The sequence below is a fragment of the Bacteroides sp. AF25-5LB genome (genome assembly GCF_003602965.1).
Classification (GTDB): domain Bacteria; phylum Bacteroidota; class Bacteroidia; order Bacteroidales; family Bacteroidaceae; genus Bacteroides; species Bacteroides uniformis.
Genome location: NZ_QTMC01000001.1, coordinates 103,119 through 121,353, shown reverse-complemented (window position 1 = coordinate 121,353; position 18,235 = coordinate 103,119). Strand labels below are relative to the sequence as shown.

Sequence of the window (18,235 nt, the reverse complement as noted above, 5' to 3'; positions counted from 1 at the left end):
CTAATTTGCGCCTCACAAAAAGTTAACGGCATCATCGTATGTCAGGTTATTCACTTAAAATCTTAATATATCATGAAAGTATATCAGACGAATGAAATTAAGAACATTGCCCTCCTTGGCAATGACGGCTCGGGTAAAACCACTCTCACAGAAGCGCTGCTCTTTGAGAGTGGTATTATAAAACGTCGCGGCAGAATTACTGCCAAGAATACAGTCAGCGATTACTTCCCGGTGGAACAGGAATACGGTTATTCTGTGTTTTCCACCGTTTTCCATGTGGAGTGGAACGGTAAGAAACTGAATATCATTGACTGTCCGGGTAGTGATGACTTTGTAGGAGCTGCCATGACGGCGCTCAACGTTACTGATACTGCCATACTGCTGCTGAACGGACAATACGGTCCTGAGGTAGGTACGCAGAACCATTTCCGCTATACCGAGAAACTGGGCAAACCGGTTATTTTCCTGGTAAACCAGCTCGATAATGAAAAGTGCGATTATGACATGGTACTTGAGCAGTTGCAAACCATATACGGTCCGAAGGTGGTGCCCGTGCAATATCCGCTGGCTACCGGACCGAATTTTAATTCGTTGATTGATGTACTTTTGATGAAAAAATATTCGTGGGGACCCGAAGGTGGCGCTCCCACTATTGAAGAGATTCCGGCCGAAGAAATGGAAAAGGCTACAGAGATGCACAAGGCTTTGGTAGAAGCTGCAGCCGAACATGACGAAGGCCTTATGGAAAAATTCTTTGAGCAGGACTCTTTGACAGAAGACGAAATGCGCGAAGGTATCCGCAAGGGACTGGCTTCACGCGGTATGTTCCCAGTATTCTGTGTCTGTGCCGGTAAGGATATGGGTGTACGCCGTCTGATGGAATTCCTGGGTAATGTGGTGCCGTTTGTGGACGAAATGCCACCGGTGCACAATACACGCGGTGAGGTGGTGAAGCCGGATTCTGACGGACCGACTTCCTTGTATTTCTTCAAGACTGCCGTTGAACCGCATATCGGTGATGTCCAGTATTTCAAGGTTATGAGTGGCAAGGTGCACGAAGGTGATGACTTCACCAATGCAGACCGTGGTTCCAAAGAACGCATTGCGCAGATTTATGCTTGTGCCGGTGCCAACCGTATCAAGGTAGAGGAAATGGTAGCCGGTGACATCGGCTGTACGGTGAAACTGAAGGACGTACATACCGGTAATACATTGAACGGTAAGGGCTCTGAAAACCGTTTCAACTTCATTAAATATCCGAACTCCAAATATTCACGTGCTATCAAGCCGCTGAACGAGTCGGATACGGAAAAGATGATGGTTGCTTTGAACCGTATGCGCGAGGAAGACCCGACGTGGGTGATAGACCAGTCTAAAGAATTGCGTCAGACTATTGTACACGGGCAAGGTGAATTCCATTTGCGTACCTTGAAGTGGCGTCTGGAAAACAACGAGAAACTACAAGTCAAGTTTGAAGAACCGAGAATACCGTATCGTGAAACGATTACGAAAGCTGCCCGTGCGGATTATCGTCATAAGAAACAGTCGGGTGGTGCAGGCCAGTTCGGTGAGGTCCACCTGATTGTTGAGCCTTACTACGAAGGTATGCCGTTGCCCGAAACCTATAAATTCAATGGTCAGGAGTTCAAGATGAACGTCAAGGGTACCGAAGACGTTCCATTGGAATGGGGTGGCAAGCTGGTATTTGTCAATAGTATTGTGGGTGGTTCCATTGACGCACGTTTCATGCCGGCCATCTTGAAGGGTATCATGTCACGTATGGAGCAGGGACCGTTGACCGGTTCGTATGCCCGTGATGTACGTGTCATCGTATATGACGGAAAGATGCACCCGGTTGACTCCAATGAAATTTCCTTTATGCTGGCAGGACGGAACGCGTTCAGCGAAGCGTTCAAGAATGCAGGCCCGAAGATTCTGGAACCCATTTATGACGTGGAGGTATTTGTTCCGTCGGACAAGATGGGTGATGTGATGGGTGACTTGCAGGGACGCCGTGCCATGATTATGGGTATGAGCAGCGAGGCCGGTTACGAAAAATTGAGTGCCAAAGTACCTTTGAAGGAAATGTCATCCTACTCTACGGCACTTAGTTCACTGACCGGTGGACGTGCTTCGTTCATCATGAAGTTTGCCAGCTATGAACTCGTCCCGAGTGATGTGCAGGATAAACTGATTAAGGAATTTGAGGCTAAGCAAGCTGAAGAATGACTTTCAGGAGTTGGTAGTTTGGCTGTTGTAACTACCGGCTGCTAATATAACAATTGTTAAAGCCGTTGTTACTTCATGGCAAGTAATGACGGCTTTTTTCATTAACGTAGATTAAGAACATGTGGAATTGTGAATTGAATGATTAATTTTTTATTAAATTTGCAAACCAAAGACTTGTGTTTTTGTTATAATGCTCATAATACAACCTAAAAAATGGTCTTCGGTTAATTTACGAGAACGTCCGGTTAAATCAGGTTAATTGGTTAGGAGTGTTAATTAGGGAGTGTTAATTTTGTGACTATGAAAAAGTCAACTATATGGATATTAGGTGTTGTTATGGGTCTTTCCTTCCTCAGTTTGCTGTATTTGCAGATTGGCTATATTGAGGAGATGGTGAAGATGCGTAACGGACAATTTGAGGAGGCGGTGAAACGTGCGTTGATGGCTGCTTCGAAAGAGGCGGAGTCCGCGGAGGTTGTGCGTTGGCTGAATGAGGATATCTCCGAGGCGGAAAAGAAAGCATGGGAGCAATCGCAAAGCAGTAGCGGAGTGATGCGGACCCAGCGGTTTGTGATGACAGCTCCGGATGGCAGTGTCCGTTCTTCGGTGGAATTGAAGACTTTCAGCAATGAGCCTTCTGAATTGCCAAGAGCAATGATTTCACGCAAACATGGGGTAAAAACAATTCCCCAGACTTCACGCTCGCAGATAGAGATGCTTAAAAATCGCTATCTTTACCAGCGTGCATTGGTAGATGAGGTTGTGTTGCAGATGGTATATAATGCCAGTGACAAGCCGATTGAAGAGCGTGTTAATTTCAAAAGTCTGGACCAGTATCTTAAAGCTGGTCTGATAGAAAATGGTCTCGGTGATATGGACTATCATTTTAAGGTGATAGACCGGGAGGGTAGAGAAGTATACCGTTGTTCGGATTATAGTGATGTTGGGAGTGAAAGTTCTTATTCGCAGCCATTGTTTTTGAATGATCCGCCTGCCCGTATGAGTATCGTCAAGATACATTTTCCGGGAAAGAAGGATTATATCTTTGATTCGGTCAGGTTTATGATACCGTCGATGATATTTACTTTTGTACTGCTGGTGACGTTCATCTTTACGATTTACATCGTATTCCGCCAGAAAAAACTGACGGAGATGAAGAATGATTTCATCAACAATATGACGCATGAATTCAAAACACCGATTTCAACGATTTCGTTGGCGGCGCAAATGTTGAAAGATCCGGCTGTGGGCAAGTCTCCGGCCATGTTCCAGCATATATCGGGTGTTATAAACGATGAGACGAAGCGTTTGAGATTCCAGGTTGAGAAAGTGCTTCAGATGTCAATGTTTGACCGCCAGAAGGCTACATTGAAGATGAAGGAACTGGATGCTAATGAACTGATAACAGGTGTTATCAATACGTTTACGCTGAAAGTGGAGCGTTATAATGGAAAGATTGAATCGGAGCTTGAAGCTACAGATCCCGTGATCTTTGCTGATGAGATGCATATCACTAATGTGATTTTCAACCTCATGGATAATGCGGTGAAGTATAAACGTCCGGATGCGGATTTGCAATTGACGGTGAAGACCTGGAATGAGCCGGGCAAACTGATGATTTCCATCCAAGATAACGGCATCGGCATCAAAAAGGAGAATTTGAAAAAGATATTCGAGAAGTTCTATCGCGTGCATACAGGTAATCTGCACGATGTGAAAGGCTTCGGCTTGGGACTGGCTTATGTGAAGAAGATTATCATGGATCATAAGGGAACTATCCGAGCAGAAAGTGAACTGAACGTAGGAACTAAATTTATTATTGCATTACCTTTATTAAAAAATTGATTGATATGGACGAGAAACTGCGTATTTTATTGTGCGAAGATGATGAAAATCTTGGCATGCTTTTGAGAGAATATTTACAGGCAAAAGGTTACGCCGCCGAGTTATATCCCGATGGAGAGGCAGGATACAAGGCTTTCCTGAAGAATAAATATGACTTGTGTGTATTTGATGTGATGATGCCGAAGAAAGACGGATTCACACTGGCGCAGGAAGTGCGTGCGGCCAACGCCGAAATTCCAATTATCTTCTTGACGGCAAAGACGTTGAAGGAAGATATTTTGGAAGGTTTCAAGATTGGTGCCGATGACTACATCACCAAGCCCTTCAGTATGGAAGAACTGACTTTCAGAATTGAAGCTATTCTAAGACGCGTTCGCGGAAAGAAGAACAAGGAGAGCAACATCTATAAGATTGGTAAGTTTACATTCGATACGCAGAAACAGATTCTGGCGACTGCTGAGAAGCAGACCAAACTGACCACCAAGGAATCTGAACTGCTGGGTTTGCTTTGTGCACATGCCAATGAAATCTTGCAGCGTGATTTTGCATTGAAGACTATCTGGATTGATGACAACTATTTCAATGCACGTAGTATGGATGTATATATCACGAAGTTGCGTAAGCATCTGAAAGAAGATGATTCAATTGAAATCATCAATATTCACGGAAAGGGATATAAACTGATTACTCCGGAGGCTGAGTCTTGATGAGACTTGGCTTGGGAGGAAGAGAAGAAGAGAAAATAAAGAAGGCGGTCTTGCATGTATATGCAAACCGCCTTCTTTATTTCTTTCCTTTTGATATTAGTCGGCAATTCTCTTGTTGATGACAATGTAGGAAATCAATCCCACTACAACCAAAACGGCAGAACTGCCCAAGATGGCATTGTTGTTAACATTGCCGGTAAAAGAACATGCAACCAGGATTACAGCTCCTATTACGACTAATATCAATCCCAGATTTTTTAATAAACCTTTCATGTGTGTGTATTTTAATTAGATTATTATATTCTTTCGTATTCTTGTCACAAAGAAAAGCATAATTCTTTAACAAGCGAAATTATTTTTGCAAAAAATCCATATTTTAATAAAGAATGGAGAATGAGGAATGAAAAATGAAGCTTCATCCCCTTTTTTCTCCTCCCTTAATCTCTAATCCTTAAGCCCTAATCCCTATATCTTAGTCCTTGGTATTGAAGAAAATCTTTCTCAGTACCTCCTGGCTCACACTGAGCTCTTCGATGGTGATGCCTTTCAAGGCTTCTTTGAGGGTCTGGTTGGCAATGACGCGCGCACGTTCTTCCAGTTCCTTGCCGTCCTTGGTCAAATGTATCAGATTGGTGCGGCGATCTTTCTTGTCCGATATGCGCACGACGAGATGCTGACGCTCCATATTGTCTATTAAGCGCGTCATGCTGGGCTTGTCTTTGAAAGTTGCATTACACAACTCTTGTTGTGTCACCCCGTCCTTTTCCCATAAGAAGATGAGGACAGTCCACTGTTCCGGAGTAATCTCCAGACCGTTCTGACGGAAGTTACGGGACAGTTTGCGGTTAATGGCAGCCGACACTTTGCCGTTCAGTATGGCAAAGATAAGGCGGATATCAAAGTTAAATTGCTCTATCATGAAATTATTGTTTAAACAACTTTGCAAAGATAAGGCAAGCTGAAGACAATTCCTATATCCCTACACAAAAAAACATTAAATGTTTGTAGTTCAAAATAAAATGTCTACCTTTGCACCGCATTTTTAAAACGAATAATTTATTTATTTAATTAAACGAGTATGAATCAATACGAAACCGTTTTCATTTTGACTCCCGTTTTGTCTGATGTTCAGATGAAGGAAGCGGTAGAGAAATTCAAAGGCATCCTTACTGCTGAAGGTGCTGAGATTGTAAATGAAGAAAACTGGGGACTGAAGAAGCTGGCATATCCTATCCAGAAGAAGTCAACCGGTTTCTATCAGCTGATTGAGTTCAATGCAGAACCTACTGTCATTGAAAAATTGGAAGTAAACTTCCGTCGTGACGAGCGCGTTATCCGTTTCTTGACTTTCAAACAAGACAAGTACGCTGCTGAATATGCTGCGAAGAGAAGAAGTGTTAAATCAACTAAAAAGGAGGATTAATCATGGCACAACAAGTTCAATCAGAAATCAGATATTTAACTCCACCCTCAGTAGACGTTAAGAAGAAAAAATACTGCCGTTTCAAGAAGAGCGGTATTAAGTACATTGACTACAAAGATCCTGAATTCTTGAAGAAATTCTTGAATGAGCAAGGTAAAATCCTTCCGCGTCGTATTACCGGTACTTCTTTGAAGTTCCAACGTCGTGTAGCTCAAGCTGTGAAGAGAGCACGTCACTTGGCGTTGCTGCCCTATGTAACTGACATGATGAAATAATAGGAGGAGGAAAGTATGGAAATTATATTGAAAGAAGACATCGTAAACTTGGGTTATAAGAACGACATCGTAACAGTAAAGTCTGGCTACGGTCGTAACTACCTCATCCCGACCGGTAAAGCTGTTATCGCTTCACCGGCTGCAAAGAAAATGTTGGCTGAAGAGTTGAAACAACGTGCTCACAAGCTGGAGAAAATCAAAAAGGATGCTGAAGAACTGGCTGCTAAGCTGGAAGGTGTATCATTGAAGATTGCTACTAAGGTTAGCTCCACTGGTACTATTTTCGGTTCTGTTGGTAACATCCAGATTGCTGAAGAGCTGGCTAAATTGGGTCACAATATCGATCGTAAGATTATCGTTGTGAAGGATGCTGTGAAAGAAGTTGGCAACTACAAGGCTATCGTTAAGTTGCACAAGGAAGTTTCTGTAGAAGTTCCTTTTGAGGTGGTTGCTGAAGAAGCATAAATAAGTACGCTATAAATAGAAAGCCCGATTTCTTTGTATAAGAAATGGGGCTTTTTGTTTGTTTGAATCGCAAATTGGCCACTATTTGTAGAACTCGTCAATGGCAGATGCCGTTTCATCAATCTGCTTGATAAATCTGTTGTACATACGGGTTGGACTGTCATGGGTGAAATATATCTGCTGAATTAACTGGATTCCTTCCGGAAATTTAAAGAAAAAAGTCCATTCTTCTGCTGTTGAGTAATCTGCATCATTGGTCAAGAATTTTTGTACCTCCGGTTTATTGATTAATTTATCAACCTTCTTTTGCTTTATTTCCATAAATGAATTAAAGGTTTCATAGGAGCCTTTTATTGCATTGTATGTTTTAATGATTTGAGTCGCAAGTTCCTTGTCTCTGATGGCAGACATGAGCGAGGACGTTTTAAGCATTTCCATTGCATCGTTAATGTAAATGAAGGTCTGTGTCTGAAAGGGTAAATTCCCATATTTCTCTAAAGAGTCGGGTGCTGCCTTTGCAATGTTTTCCTTGTGCTGAAGCAGATATGAAGCTCCTTGTTTTTCAAATTCTTCTCTTTCCATCATCTGTGTCATGTATCCCCGGTTGAGTAACATCTCATTTTTGACCAGTAATAGTGCATCCTTAAGTCCTTTCTGTTTTTTATGTTCTTCAATGAGGTTACTGCCGGCAAAGGTCAGTAAGATGCCTAATACAACTGCTGTGAAGTTACAGATAAAATCTCCCAATCGCCTTTTAACGGTGGGGCAGACAAAGATTTTTTTCAGCTTGTTTTTCATAAGTATGTGATTGAGATTTTATTGGTTGTATTCTTCATCAATGGCTGCAATGACTTTGTCTATTGCTTTCAAATGATTTTGGTAAATATCAGTACTTTGTATTTGGGGGATTTGCTGTATGAGAGCGACTCCTTCTGGATATTTGAAGTAGAAATTCCAATCAATATAGTTGGTGGAATTCATTCTTTTTTTGACATCGGGGACTTTCATCAACTCTTCCAGGCAACGCTGTTTTATGTTGCCGTATGAATCGAAAGCGCTTTGGCTGTTCCTGACTATAGCGTAGGCGGTCAAAATTTGCACAGTCAGTTCTTTGTTTTTGATTTTGGGAATGAGGCCGGAAGCTTTGAGCATTTCCAATGCGTCGTACATTGCATTAAAAGAAATGCTTTGGAAGGGTAATCTATCATATTTTTGTAAAGAATCCGGGTCGGCCTCCTGTATTCTACCTTTGTATTCCAATAGATATAAGGCGCCTTTTTGTTCCAGTTCTACTAATTCTTTTATATATGCTATATCTTCACGGTTCGTTTGCAATTCACTTTTTACCAATAGTATGGATTCCTTCACTTCTTTTTGGGCATTGTGTTCTGTAATCCAGTCGCTTCCTGCAAAGGTGATGATAATACCCAATATGACAGCAAGAAAGTTACGGAAGAAGTCTCCAAATTTATATTCAGTGCTTATTTGTTTTGCTTTTTCTATCAGTTTTGTTTTCATGTTTTTTTGAACGTATGTTTTATCAAAGATAAAGGAAAAATGCAAATAACAAAGAAGGGGCATATCTTATTATTAAGATATGCCCTTGCTTATTGTCAGTCAATAATTTTTAGTTTCTTGGCAATGCTTCTTTTACTACCATCTGGCGGCCTACATATTCTGCTCCATTCAGTTTGTTGATTGCTTGTTGGGCTTCAGCAGCTTCGGGCATCTCCACGAAGGCAAAACCTTTTGATCTGTTTGTATTACGGTCCATAATCAGTTTTACTGATTCTACTGTTCCATACTCTTCCATTACTTGTCTCAAATCTGATTCCCTAACGTTGTAGTTAAGGTTTCCAATGTACATATTCATAAAATACAAAAATAAAAAATTAATAATTCAATAAAGGAGTCTTAGGAAGTTGTAGTCAGAAATGAAAATTCTCAATGTGGTTAATCGAGGAGAGACATAATGAAACGCAGATCGTAATAAACCTCTTATTGTTTTGTTGATGCAAAGTAACGTTTTTTATTTGGTATATGCACTATACTTTATCATTTATCTGCCATATTATACCCTTTTTTGTGAAATAAGACCAAGACTTAACAATTGGAAGGGAAAAGAATGAGAGGATAGGGCATAAAAAAAGTCTGGTGTGCTTGTATGCACGTCAGACTTTCAATTCTCTCGAGTGTTGTACTGAAATTATTCAGCTACAACAGCTGCGCTATCTACTGCTACAGTGTCAGCTGCTGCTGCGGCTGCTGCTGCTTCAGCTGCTGCTGCTTCTACAGCTGCGATTGAGTCAGCGATACGGATAGAATCTGCAGTTGCTTGTTCAGCGTTAGCTGCTTTGTTGCCACAAGATGCGAAAGATACTGCTACGATAGCTGCAGCCATCAAAACTAATTTTTTCATTTTCTTTACTTTTAAAACGTAATACAATCAATTGCTTTATTAAAACGTTGCAAAGGTATGTACTTTTTGAATATGTTGTTCTCGAAACCCCAACTTTTTTTATATTTTTTTTGGAGCTTCGGCTGTTTTTATCCCTATCTATATGTTTTACAACATATTAATCTTCGGCAATGCTGTTGTATAAGTATCTCTTGATACTTCTTTTGGGCGTTTTCTCAAATTCTGTTGGATAAAGTTGGATTTGGCTTACTTTTTCATAGGCTGCCACACTATTATTCAGATTTTTGAGATTCTCATCCATAATGGTTTTGAGGTTGTCCGGCTGGTTCAACCCTAAAGAATCCAAGGCTTCATAGTCGGCATAAACCAGTGCCACCAGTCTTTTATTCCGTTCGATGACAAGACTTTCCAGGACGAAAGGCATGTTGTTGAGCCGTGCTTCTATCTCTTCGGGGAAGATATTCTGTCCACTGGAACTGAGAATCATGGTCTTGCTGCGTCCGCGTATGTATAGGTTGTTGTCGTCGTCCAGTGTACCCAAGTCGCCGGTGCGAAGCCATCCGTCTTCGGTGAAGACTTCTTTGGTGGCTTCGGGGTTTTTGTAATAACCCGTCATCACGTTCTCGCCACGTACTTGTATTTCGCCGAGTTTGTCGTCCGGGTTTTCCTTGCAGATACGGGCTTCCATGATGTCGAGTACCCGTCCGGAGGAAGTCGGGACGAATTCATTCCAGGGAGCATAGCTGATGAGAGGGGCACATTCAGTCATGCCGTAGCCGATGGTGAAGGGGAACTTGATGCGGTGGAAGAATTCTTCCACTTCCGGGTTCATGGCTGCGCCTCCTATGATGACTTCCTTGAAACGTCCGCCCAGTGCGTCAATCAGTTTCTTGCGGATTTGCCCGTATATCTGTCCGTCGAGCAAGGGAATGCTGAGCGCCCATTTCATGGTCTTTTTGTTGATGATGGGCTGTATGACATTCTTGTATATCTTTTCAATGACAAGGGGGACGGTGATAATCAGGTTGGGTTTCACTTCCTCGAAAGCTTTCATCAGAATCTTTGGGGAAGGCACTTTTCCCAACAGTGTGACGTGTGTGCCGACGGCCGTGGCGGTAAGGAAATCGAATGCGCAGCCGTATGCATGTGCCAAAGGCAGGAAAGAGAGCACTTTGTCCCCTTTCTTCAACAGCTCGGTACGTATGCCGAAGGTGACGTTGCCGGCCAGGTTGTTTCCCGTCAGCATGACGCCCTTACTGAATCCGGTGGTGCCCGAGGTATAATTCAGCAGCATGACCTTGTCGTTGGAAAGGTCCGTGTAAACGATGTCTTCCTTGCGGAACCCGTTCGGGTAGGTCGCTTCCATTTCATCGCCCAGATGCTTGAGGAAACGCTGGATGGTTTCGCCGTCCCGCTGATACAGACAGCGGAAGTCGCTCAGCGAGAACACACCGCGAATTCCGGTAAGCCGTTCTTCTTCCAGATGTTCCCAAATGGCATCGCTGGTGAAGAGGAACGTCGATTCGGAGTGGTTTACGATATGATGGACATCATTGGGGTTGAAGTCTTGCAGAATGGGGACTACGATACCGCCGTAGGTGATGGTGGCCATATAGGCGATGCACCAGCGGGCATTGTTCTTGCCGATGACGGCTATCTTGTCGCCGCGGCGCAGTTGGCAGTACTTGAAAATAAGGTGCAGTCTGGCTATTTCTTGTGCCACTTCGCCATAAGTATAGCTCTCGTTTTCTCCATAGTTGGTATAGCAGGGGAGGTCCCAATTCTCGCGGAAACTATGCTCGTATAGTTTGATAAAGTTCTCTTGTATCATTGCACAAATTTTAGTTGAGTGTGCAAAAGTAGGAAAAATAGATTAATAATGTATATATTTGCAGCATAAATGTGTTTATAAGCTCATGATAGATACCAATATATTTCAAGATAAGACGGCGGTTTACTATACGTTGGGGTGCAAACTGAACTTCTCGGAGACCTCTACTATCGGTAAAATTTTGCGGGAAGCGGGCGTACGTACGGCGCGCAAGGGTGAGAAAGCGGATATTTGTGTAGTGAATACCTGCTCGGTGACGGAAGTGGCGGACAAGAAGTGCCGCCAGGCCATCCACAAACTGGTGAAGCAACATCCGGGTGCATTTGTCGTGGTGACCGGTTGCTATGCCCAGCTGAAACCGGAGACGGTGGCAAAGATAGAAGGTGTGGACGTCGTGCTGGGAGCCGAGCAGAAGAAGGACTTGCTTCACTACTTGGGCAATCTGCAGAAGCACGAGACCGGCGAGGCCTACACTTCCGCTTTGAAGGATATACGTTCGTTTGCCCCGTCTTGTTCGCGTGGCGACCGGACCCGTTTCTTCCTGAAAGTGCAGGACGGCTGCGATTATTATTGTTCCTATTGCACCATTCCCTTTGCCCGCGGACGTAGCCGTAACGGCAGCATTGCTTCTATGGTGGAGCAGGCCAGCCAGGCGGCTGCCGAAGGTGGAAAGGAAATTGTATTGACTGGCGTCAATATCGGAGACTTCGGCAAGTCTACCGGTGAGACTTTCTTCGATTTGGTGAAGGCGCTGGACGAGGTGGAAGGCATTGAGCGTTACCGCATATCCTCCATCGAGCCGAATCTGCTGACAGATGAAATCATAGAATACGTGTCCCGTTCCCGGCATTTCATGCCTCATTTCCATATACCGCTGCAGTCGGGCAGTGACGAGGTGCTGAAGCTGATGCGACGCCGTTACGATACCGCCTTGTTTGCCTCGAAGATAAAGAAGATAAAGAAAGTGATGCCCGATTCCTTTATAGGGGTAGACGTGATTGTGGGTACCCGTGGAGAGACGGAGGAGTATTTCGGGCAGGCTTATGAGTTCATCAAGAGCCTGGACGTGACGCAGCTCCATGTCTTCAGCTATTCGGAGCGTCCCGGCACGCAGGCCTTAAAGATAGACCACGTGGTGGCACCCGAAGAAAAGCACCGCAGGAGCCAGCAGTTGCTGGAGCTTTCGGACGAAAAGACCTGTGCTTTTTATGCGCGCCATATCGGGCAGACGATGCCGGTGTTGCTGGAACGTCCCAAACCCGGACTGCCGATGCACGGCTTCACTCCCAATTATATCCGTGTGGAAGTCCCTCATGATGCTGCCTTGGACAACCAGCTCGTGTCTGTGCGCCTGGGCGATTTCAATGCCGACGGCACCGCACTCTTGGGAGCAATGGAATGAGGAATGCCGCCTTTGCAACAAATAACTCATAACTTATAACTCATAACTGACGAAGTGAAATCAAAAATTGTCTATTGGCTGACTTATGCGGGCATGTGGCTTGTGGCACTTCTGCCTTTCCGGGTGCTTTATGCGTTGTCTGACGGGCTGTACTTCCTGATGCGCCACGTCGTGCATTATCGGAAGAAAGTCGTTCGCCGCAACCTTCGCAATTCCTTTCCGGAGAAGTCGGAAACCGAATTGATGGAGATAGAGCGCAAATTCTATCATTATATCTGCGATTATATGCTGGAAGAGGTGAAGATGCTGCGCATGTCTTTCGAGGAGCTCTGCCGCCGGATGAAGTATGATAATAAGGAAGAATACCTTGCCATGATAGAGAAGCATGGAGGCATTGTACTGCTGATTCCCCATTATGCCAATTTTGAGTGGATTATAGGCATGGGGGCCATCATGCATCCGGGCGACATCCCGGTGCAGGTGTACAAACCGCTAAGCAATAAGTATCTGGACGAGATGTTCAAGCATATCCGCGCCCGGTTCGGAGGATATAATGTGGCGAAACATTCCACGGCACGCGAAGTGATAAAGCTTCGCCGTGAAGGCAGGCGGATAGCCATCGGCCTGATTACAGACCAGTCGCCCAACCGCAGCGAGGCCCATTATTGGACTACTTTCTTGAATCAGGACACCGTGTTCATGGATGGCGCCGAGCGCATTGCCAAGCTGATGGACTTCCCCGTCTTTTATTGTGAATTGGAACGGACATCCAGAGGATATTGCAAAGTGCTCTTCGACTTGGTTACCGAAACTCCCAAGCAGACGGCGGATGGCGAGATAACCGAGTGCTTCGCCCGTCGTCTGGAGCAGACCATCCGGCGCGAACCGGCTTATTGGTTCTGGTCTCATAAACGCTGGAAAAAGAAACGAAAAGAAGCTGTGCAACATGGATAAGATTGCTGTTGTCATATTGAATTGGAACGGATGTGATATGCTCCGTTCCTTCCTTCCCTCTGTTGTGCGTTTTTCGGAGGCGGATGGTGCTGTGGTGTATGTGGCGGACAATGGCTCTACGGATGCCTCCGTGGCAATGCTCCGTCGTGAGTTTCCTTCTGTGCACTTGATTCTGCTGGAAGAGAACCACGGTTTTGCCGACGGATACAATCTGGCATTGAAGCAGGTGGAGGCAGAATATGTAGTGCTGCTCAACTCCGATGTAGAGGTCACCGAGCACTGGCTTGTCCCGTTGGCAGAGTATATGGATGCCTATCCGGAGACGGCCGCTTGCCAGCCGAAGATACGCAGTTGGCGTAACAAGGGGCAGTTTGAATATGCCGGAGCTGCGGGAGGTTTCATCGACCGCTATGGCTATCCCTTCTGCCGCGGCCGTATTATGGGCGTGGTAGAAGAGGACAAGGGGCAATACGACACGGTGATACCCATTTTCTGGGCTACGGGGGCGGCTCTGTTCATCCGTCTGGCGGATTACCGGGAAGCGGGTGGGCTGGACGGACGTTTTTTTGCCCACATGGAGGAGATAGATTTATGTTGGCGGCTTCGTGCCCGTGGCAGACAGTTGGCATGTATACCGCAGAGTGTGGTATTTCATGTGGGAGGGGCCACTTTGAAGAAGGAGAATCCGCGCAAGACCTTCCTCAATTTTCGTAATAACCTTGTCATGCTTTATAAGAATCTGCCGCAGGAGGACTTGGCGTCCGTGATGCGTGTACGTGTGGTGCTCGATTATGTGGCTGCGTTCAGTTTCATGCTGAAAGGCCAGTTTCCCAATGCTTTGGCCGTATTCCGTGCGCGCCGTGCCTACCACTCCTTCCGCGCTTCATTGGCAGCGTCCCGCAAAGAGAATCTGAAAAAAACTACGCTTGCCGTAATACCGGAACGGACAAAAAGCAGTATATTGGCGCAGTTTTATCTGCATGGAAAGAAATTCTTTTCCCAATTGTAGGAACTGTTGCCTTTTATAATTGTTCAATCTATTAAAGGTTTTGAATTATGGAAAAACTAATTAGAAAAATCGGATTAGTGGCACACGACGCCATGAAGAAAGACCTCATCGAGTGGGTACTGTGGAACTCGGAATTGCTGATGGGGCATAAATTCTATTGTACGGGCACCACGGGTACCCTTATCCTCGAAGCCCTCCGGGAGAAACATCCTGATGTGGAGTGGGATTTCACTATCCTTAAATCCGGTCCTTTGGGCGGTGACCAGCAGATGGGCTCGCGCATTGTGGACGGAGAGATTGACTATCTTTTCTTTTTCACCGACCCCATGACCCTTCAGCCGCACGATACGGATGTGAAGGCGTTGACTCGCCTTGCCGGTGTGGAGAACATCGTGTTCTGCTGCAACCGCAGTACGGCAGACCATATCATTTCCAGCCCGTTGTTTGTCGACCCGACGTATGAACGCACTGTTCCCGATTACAGCAACTACACCAAGCGGTTTGCAAATAAGCCGGTGGTGGCCGAAGCGGTGGAATCGGCAAAGAAGCGGAAACGGAAAAAATAGGCATTCATTGTGCTTCATAACCTTCACCTTTACAAGGAAGTAATTGATTGACAGAGCTTTCTGGTGAAAGATGTTTGAACGAAAAACAGATAAGGTGAATGATGCTGAAGCTGATAAATTTAAACCGATTATAAAAGTTGCACATACCCGACACAAGGGATGTGCAACTTTCTTATAGACTTTAGTTTTTGTGTTAGAATTGATAGCCTACGCTGAGCTGATAACCATAGTTGTGTAGGTTGCATTGTTTCTGTACTTTCTTTATGGATTCGTAGTATTGGAGTGAAACGGTGTATCTGCCTGCTATTACTGCTTTCATGCCTCCCACCGCACCATAATTCCAACGGTGGAAAGCGTCTATGGTAGCTTCATATTCATACGGGATGTCTGCTTTTGTCGGCACGATGTATGAATACCCGTCCATAGGCTTCCAATGATTGGTTTCTCCTGTATAATAAGGGTTCTTTACGTCGCATTTACCTGCATTGAAGTTGATGGAGCCGTAGACACCGATGTAGGGTATTAGGCTGAGGTTTTTGTTGATACGGATGTTGTAGCCTATTTTTATGGGGATGTTCAAGTGGTTCATCTTTATTTCCGTATCGGGGAAGTAAGGCACGCTGGCATTGAACAGCTTCATACTGCTTCGGGTTTGCATCCAGGTAAGTCCCGACATCAACATCCAATGGTGCTTGAACTCATAGTCCACGGTTCCGCCCAGTTGGAAACCGCCTCCCATGCTTCCCACTTGTTCGGCTTTCGATTTATCGTTTTTGTAGTGCGACCAGTTGCCGCCGGCTTCAACGCCGAATTTGACTTGTTGGGCAGAGGCTTGCATACAGCAGAAGACTCCTCCTAAGATAAAAGTTATGATTGCTTTCATTGATTATGTAAATCGGTAATTATAGTTGGTTTATAGCACTTACTATCTGTCATTCTGTATAAAGAAGAATGGCAGATAGTGTAAGATAAAATTAAGTATCGATGTCTTTTTTGACTTAGTTTGTTTTTACAATATAAAAGTCTCCCCCATAAGATTCACTATTGTTAAGTTTGGGAAGTTTGAATTTTCCCAGCTTATTTTCATAGAGTGCATACACGTTGTTATATTCTACAGAATCTTTGACATTACTAACAGAGTTGTCAGTCCAAACTCGTAACGTTCCAGAAAGATATTTTCCTCCGGGCTGTAAGCTGCCAACAGTTACATGCTTGTCGCCATCATTATGGTAAGCAAAGTATTGTATGTTATTGGTGTAAAGTTCTTGTCCATAAGGACCTATATATCTATATGCCATAGGACTTGCAGCGACTTGATAATAGATATCTCTATTGTCGTCTCTTTTCCATCTGTACCACATTTTCTTTTGACAGCCTACATGTACATTGATGTATGCTCTGCTGTCAATTTCTATATTTCCGGTTGTTTTCTTTTTACCTACTGTTTCTTTGAAATCAAATCTGTTGGTTGCACCGGCTCTCGTATCAGCAGCAAATACTGCTTTCTCAGAACTACTCATGTCATTGTTTAGTGAAATTTCTTTGACTTCATTGCCTATCACTACTTTTTTGTTTTCATTGATAAGGTAGGTAGAGAGGTTGTCGCCATCGGGAACGTACAGTGTCAAGTCTTCTACATCATATTTGTTCGTAATCAGTTTTTCACTGTACTTTTCTACGTATTGGGCATATCTCTTTCTGAAGTCGGCTTCGCTGGTTGCTACCGCGCCTATTTCATCTAATTCCATGTCTGCTTCGTTGGCAAGTTTCTGCAGAGAGATAAAGTTGTCTACGTATTCCAATCTTTCTTTAGCAGTCATGTGGCTGATTTCTGTTATAGTCGATTGGTAATCGGACTCGGAAATGAATCGTAGTGCAAGTTCTCCTTCTACAGAACTTCTGGTTGTAGTTCCATTGATTGGAATAATTTCCCCTTGGTTGGTGATTTGCACAATTTGAAGGTTTTTAGATTGGGGTACAGAAGGCTCGATTTGTGTGTTGATTTCTTCCTCTTGGCATGAAATATTAGCCAATAGGATGGTTGCAAGAAATAAAATTTTCTTCATGATTAATTGTTTAAAATGTAAATAATATGTTGGTTAATCCTCTTCCTCTAATGTGATTTCTCCCGTGATGTCTACAGCAGGGGAGGTTATTTCTATTGTATAAGGATAATCTTCAGGCGTATAGATATACAATGCTTTACTTTCGTAAATGGAGGTTTGTTGTTCGTTGATTACGATGTTCCCATTTTTATCTGCTACGGTGATGTCGGATTCATGCAATGGAAACTGAAATAGTATTTGCGGACAGTTATCGTTATTGCTTACATCTATAGTATAGTCTATAGGGATGCGTGGAAGCACATTTTTGCGTGTTTCATGTTTCCTCAAAAGGACTGGGCGTTTTCTTGGCTTATTAACTGCTCCACTTATCGGTACAATAAAGAGTACCACTAAAAGAATCATAAATAACTTTGCTTTCATTATTCGTTGTTTTATCGATTTATGGCGGCAAAGTTAGAGGGAAAAACTAAAATGGAAGCATGAAATCAATCACACTTGTTTTTTTGTAAGGTGTTGATTTGCAGATGTATTGTGTTTAGAATAATCACACTTACTTATTCTTTGGCTACATCCGTTCCTTTTTCATGCGGTATTTTCGTTGGGCAAGGGCATGTGTGTCGATATTGCCAAAACAAAGGGATATTGTTTGAGAAGAGAACCCAATTTCATCTAAGCAGAGAAATAATAAGTCTTCATCTGTCAATTTGGGATATTGGACTTTTATGCCAGCTATGTAATCAGTATAAATATCCAATACGGTTTCCTTTAGTTTTTTCAGTTCTGCATCTGTCAGTACACTTCGTTCTTTTTTACTTGACACGTTTTGTTTGGAGAGTTTTATTATCTTCTTGTATATGTCGCTTTGTTTGAACAGCCAGTTGCGCAAAGCCAGTTTTTCTTCTTTCAGTTTCTTTATTTGGTTTTCCCGCTCTTGTATTTCTTGATTGTTTTTTTCTTTTTCTTGCATTAATGTAGAATGCTCCCTCTGCAATAGAACTACAATGCGGTGACTCTCTTCGATGGTGGTTTCCAAAGAAGTGAGCT

General features: G+C 43.8%; 21 protein-coding genes. 10 read left to right on the top strand and 11 right to left on the bottom strand.

Translation table 11 applies throughout. The annotated features are described in order from the left end of the window. Window positions 1-72: 72 nt before the first annotated feature. The 3 genes from DWY57_RS00565 (at window position 73) to DWY57_RS00555 (ending at window position 4,781) form a co-directional block, all read left to right on the top strand. Window positions 73-2,229 (top strand): elongation factor G, encoded by a 2,157-nt coding sequence (locus DWY57_RS00565; RefSeq protein ID WP_117599978.1) that lies wholly within the window; start codon window positions 73-75, stop codon window positions 2,227-2,229. A 300-nt stretch (window positions 2,230-2,529) separates the two neighbouring features. Beyond that, complete coding sequence (locus DWY57_RS00560; RefSeq protein ID WP_117599979.1) at window positions 2,530-4,074, top strand: HAMP domain-containing sensor histidine kinase; 1,545 nt, start codon at window positions 2,530-2,532, stop codon at window positions 4,072-4,074. A gap of 5 nt (window positions 4,075-4,079) precedes the next feature. Next, on the top strand, window positions 4,080-4,781 hold the full coding sequence (locus DWY57_RS00555) for a response regulator transcription factor (protein WP_005830176.1): 702 nt from the start codon (window positions 4,080-4,082) through the stop codon (window positions 4,779-4,781). Window positions 4,782-4,877: 96 nt separating this feature from the next. On the opposite strand, the gene DWY57_RS20780 is transcribed toward DWY57_RS00555, so the two are convergent. Both DWY57_RS20780 and DWY57_RS00550 read right to left on the bottom strand, forming a co-directional pair. Beyond that, window positions 4,878-5,054: a hypothetical protein gene (locus tag DWY57_RS20780; protein WP_165491355.1), complete on the bottom strand. Its 177-nt coding sequence runs from the start codon at window positions 5,052-5,054 to the stop codon at window positions 4,878-4,880. A 199-nt stretch (window positions 5,055-5,253) separates the two neighbouring features. Beyond that, window positions 5,254-5,700: a MarR family transcriptional regulator gene (locus DWY57_RS00550; protein WP_005830183.1), complete on the bottom strand. Its 447-nt coding sequence runs from the start codon at window positions 5,698-5,700 to the stop codon at window positions 5,254-5,256. Between the two features lie 159 nt (window positions 5,701-5,859). Here DWY57_RS00550 and rpsF point away from each other — a divergent pair, with 159 nt between their 5' ends. From rpsF to rplI, 3 genes are read left to right on the top strand one after another with little or no spacing between them, the layout of a single operon-like run. Continuing rightward, window positions 5,860-6,204, top strand: a complete 345-nt coding sequence (gene rpsF / locus DWY57_RS00545) for a 30S ribosomal protein S6 (RefSeq protein ID WP_025832522.1) — start codon at window positions 5,860-5,862, stop codon at window positions 6,202-6,204. Window positions 6,205-6,206: 2 nt separating this feature from the next. After that, window positions 6,207-6,479 carry a 30S ribosomal protein S18 gene (rpsR, locus tag DWY57_RS00540; RefSeq protein ID WP_004288442.1) on the top strand — a complete coding sequence of 91 codons (273 nt, stop codon included), beginning with the start codon at window positions 6,207-6,209 and terminating at the stop codon, window positions 6,477-6,479. A 15-nt stretch (window positions 6,480-6,494) separates the two neighbouring features. Further along, a complete protein-coding gene (gene rplI, locus DWY57_RS00535; protein ID WP_025832525.1) occupies window positions 6,495-6,944 on the top strand; it encodes a 50S ribosomal protein L9 in 450 nt (149 codons plus the stop codon). Window positions 6,945-7,025: 81 nt separating this feature from the next. On the opposite strand, the gene DWY57_RS00530 is transcribed toward rplI, so the two are convergent. From DWY57_RS00530 to DWY57_RS00510, 5 genes are all read right to left on the bottom strand, one after another. After that, window positions 7,026-7,742 (bottom strand): hypothetical protein, encoded by a 717-nt coding sequence (locus tag DWY57_RS00530; RefSeq protein ID WP_117966740.1) that lies wholly within the window; start codon window positions 7,740-7,742, stop codon window positions 7,026-7,028. An 18-nt stretch (window positions 7,743-7,760) separates the two neighbouring features. Beyond that, complete coding sequence (locus DWY57_RS00525) at window positions 7,761-8,462, bottom strand: hypothetical protein (protein WP_117599981.1); 702 nt, start codon at window positions 8,460-8,462, stop codon at window positions 7,761-7,763. A 109-nt stretch (window positions 8,463-8,571) separates the two neighbouring features. Continuing rightward, complete coding sequence (locus tag DWY57_RS00520; protein ID WP_117966746.1) at window positions 8,572-8,817, bottom strand: RNA-binding protein; 246 nt, start codon at window positions 8,815-8,817, stop codon at window positions 8,572-8,574. A 333-nt stretch (window positions 8,818-9,150) separates the two neighbouring features. After that, window positions 9,151-9,363, bottom strand: coding sequence for a hypothetical protein (locus DWY57_RS00515; RefSeq protein ID WP_005833237.1), 213 nt, complete (start codon window positions 9,361-9,363; stop codon window positions 9,151-9,153). Between the two features lie 157 nt (window positions 9,364-9,520). Then, a complete protein-coding gene (locus DWY57_RS00510; RefSeq protein ID WP_117599982.1) occupies window positions 9,521-11,194 on the bottom strand; it encodes a long-chain fatty acid--CoA ligase in 1,674 nt (557 codons plus the stop codon). An 85-nt stretch (window positions 11,195-11,279) separates the two neighbouring features. On the opposite strand from DWY57_RS00510, the gene mtaB reads away from it, so the two are divergent. Genes mtaB through DWY57_RS00490 form a run of 4 tightly spaced genes read left to right on the top strand, consistent with a single transcriptional unit; the run spans window position 11,280 to window position 15,125 of the window. Continuing rightward, the gene (mtaB, locus tag DWY57_RS00505; protein WP_119961265.1) at window positions 11,280-12,596 is read left to right on the top strand and encodes a tRNA (N(6)-L-threonylcarbamoyladenosine(37)-C(2))-methylthiotransferase MtaB; all 1,317 of its coding nucleotides are present in this window, start codon (window positions 11,280-11,282) and stop codon (window positions 12,594-12,596) included. 54 nt (window positions 12,597-12,650) lie between these two features. Then, entirely contained in the window at window positions 12,651-13,550 is a 900-nt protein-coding gene (locus DWY57_RS00500) for a lysophospholipid acyltransferase family protein (RefSeq protein ID WP_119961178.1), read from the top strand. Then, complete coding sequence (locus tag DWY57_RS00495) at window positions 13,543-14,559, top strand: glycosyltransferase family 2 protein (protein ID WP_119961177.1); 1,017 nt, start codon at window positions 13,543-13,545, stop codon at window positions 14,557-14,559. Before DWY57_RS00500 ends, DWY57_RS00495 begins: the two co-directional genes overlap by 8 nt. A gap of 47 nt (window positions 14,560-14,606) precedes the next feature. Further along, on the top strand, window positions 14,607-15,125 hold the full coding sequence (locus DWY57_RS00490; protein ID WP_117599984.1) for a methylglyoxal synthase: 519 nt from the start codon (window positions 14,607-14,609) through the stop codon (window positions 15,123-15,125). A 193-nt stretch (window positions 15,126-15,318) separates the two neighbouring features. Here the strand turns inward: DWY57_RS00490 and DWY57_RS00485 are convergent, their stop codons facing one another. From DWY57_RS00485 to DWY57_RS21155, 4 genes are all read right to left on the bottom strand, one after another. Continuing rightward, window positions 15,319-16,008 (bottom strand): porin family protein, encoded by a 690-nt coding sequence (locus tag DWY57_RS00485; RefSeq protein ID WP_119961176.1) that lies wholly within the window; start codon window positions 16,006-16,008, stop codon window positions 15,319-15,321. A 115-nt stretch (window positions 16,009-16,123) separates the two neighbouring features. After that, window positions 16,124-17,191: a DUF4848 domain-containing protein gene (locus DWY57_RS00480; RefSeq protein WP_117599986.1), complete on the bottom strand. Its 1,068-nt coding sequence runs from the start codon at window positions 17,189-17,191 to the stop codon at window positions 16,124-16,126. Between the two features lie 33 nt (window positions 17,192-17,224). Beyond that, on the bottom strand, window positions 17,225-17,611 hold the full coding sequence (locus DWY57_RS00475) for a DUF3244 domain-containing protein (protein ID WP_117599987.1): 387 nt from the start codon (window positions 17,609-17,611) through the stop codon (window positions 17,225-17,227). 145 nt (window positions 17,612-17,756) lie between these two features. Beyond that, window positions 17,757-18,224 carry a hypothetical protein gene (locus DWY57_RS21155; protein WP_243634620.1) on the bottom strand — a complete coding sequence of 156 codons (468 nt, stop codon included), beginning with the start codon at window positions 18,222-18,224 and terminating at the stop codon, window positions 17,757-17,759. Between the last annotated feature and the right edge of the window lie 11 nt (window positions 18,225-18,235).

Excerpts from the sequence above, each read along its gene's own strand:
- DWY57_RS00565 (WP_117599978.1), top strand. The coding sequence starts at position 73 with ATGAAAGTATATCAGACGAATGAAATTAAGAACATTGCCCTCCTTGGC.
- DWY57_RS00560 (WP_117599979.1), top strand. The coding sequence starts at position 2,530 with ATGAAAAAGTCAACTATATGGATATTAGGTGTTGTTATGGGTCTTTCC.
- DWY57_RS00555 (WP_005830176.1), top strand. The coding sequence starts at position 4,080 with ATGGACGAGAAACTGCGTATTTTATTGTGCGAAGATGATGAAAATCTT.
- DWY57_RS20780 (WP_165491355.1), bottom strand. The coding sequence starts at position 5,054 with ATGAAAGGTTTATTAAAAAATCTGGGATTGATATTAGTCGTAATAGGA.
- DWY57_RS00550 (WP_005830183.1), bottom strand. The coding sequence starts at position 5,700 with ATGATAGAGCAATTTAACTTTGATATCCGCCTTATCTTTGCCATACTG.
- rpsF (WP_025832522.1), top strand. The coding sequence starts at position 5,860 with ATGAATCAATACGAAACCGTTTTCATTTTGACTCCCGTTTTGTCTGAT.
- rpsR (WP_004288442.1), top strand. The coding sequence starts at position 6,207 with ATGGCACAACAAGTTCAATCAGAAATCAGATATTTAACTCCACCCTCA.
- rplI (WP_025832525.1), top strand. The coding sequence starts at position 6,495 with ATGGAAATTATATTGAAAGAAGACATCGTAAACTTGGGTTATAAGAAC.
- DWY57_RS00530 (WP_117966740.1), bottom strand. The coding sequence starts at position 7,742 with ATGAAAAACAAGCTGAAAAAAATCTTTGTCTGCCCCACCGTTAAAAGG.
- DWY57_RS00525 (WP_117599981.1), bottom strand. The coding sequence starts at position 8,462 with ATGAAAACAAAACTGATAGAAAAAGCAAAACAAATAAGCACTGAATAT.
- DWY57_RS00520 (WP_117966746.1), bottom strand. The coding sequence starts at position 8,817 with ATGAATATGTACATTGGAAACCTTAACTACAACGTTAGGGAATCAGAT.
- DWY57_RS00515 (WP_005833237.1), bottom strand. The coding sequence starts at position 9,363 with ATGAAAAAATTAGTTTTGATGGCTGCAGCTATCGTAGCAGTATCTTTC.
- DWY57_RS00510 (WP_117599982.1), bottom strand. The coding sequence starts at position 11,194 with ATGATACAAGAGAACTTTATCAAACTATACGAGCATAGTTTCCGCGAG.
- mtaB (WP_119961265.1), top strand. The coding sequence starts at position 11,280 with ATGATAGATACCAATATATTTCAAGATAAGACGGCGGTTTACTATACG.
- DWY57_RS00495 (WP_119961177.1), top strand. The coding sequence starts at position 13,543 with ATGGATAAGATTGCTGTTGTCATATTGAATTGGAACGGATGTGATATG.
- DWY57_RS00490 (WP_117599984.1), top strand. The coding sequence starts at position 14,607 with ATGGAAAAACTAATTAGAAAAATCGGATTAGTGGCACACGACGCCATG.
- DWY57_RS00485 (WP_119961176.1), bottom strand. The coding sequence starts at position 16,008 with ATGAAAGCAATCATAACTTTTATCTTAGGAGGAGTCTTCTGCTGTATG.
- DWY57_RS00480 (WP_117599986.1), bottom strand. The coding sequence starts at position 17,191 with ATGAAGAAAATTTTATTTCTTGCAACCATCCTATTGGCTAATATTTCA.
- DWY57_RS00475 (WP_117599987.1), bottom strand. The coding sequence starts at position 17,611 with ATGAAAGCAAAGTTATTTATGATTCTTTTAGTGGTACTCTTTATTGTA.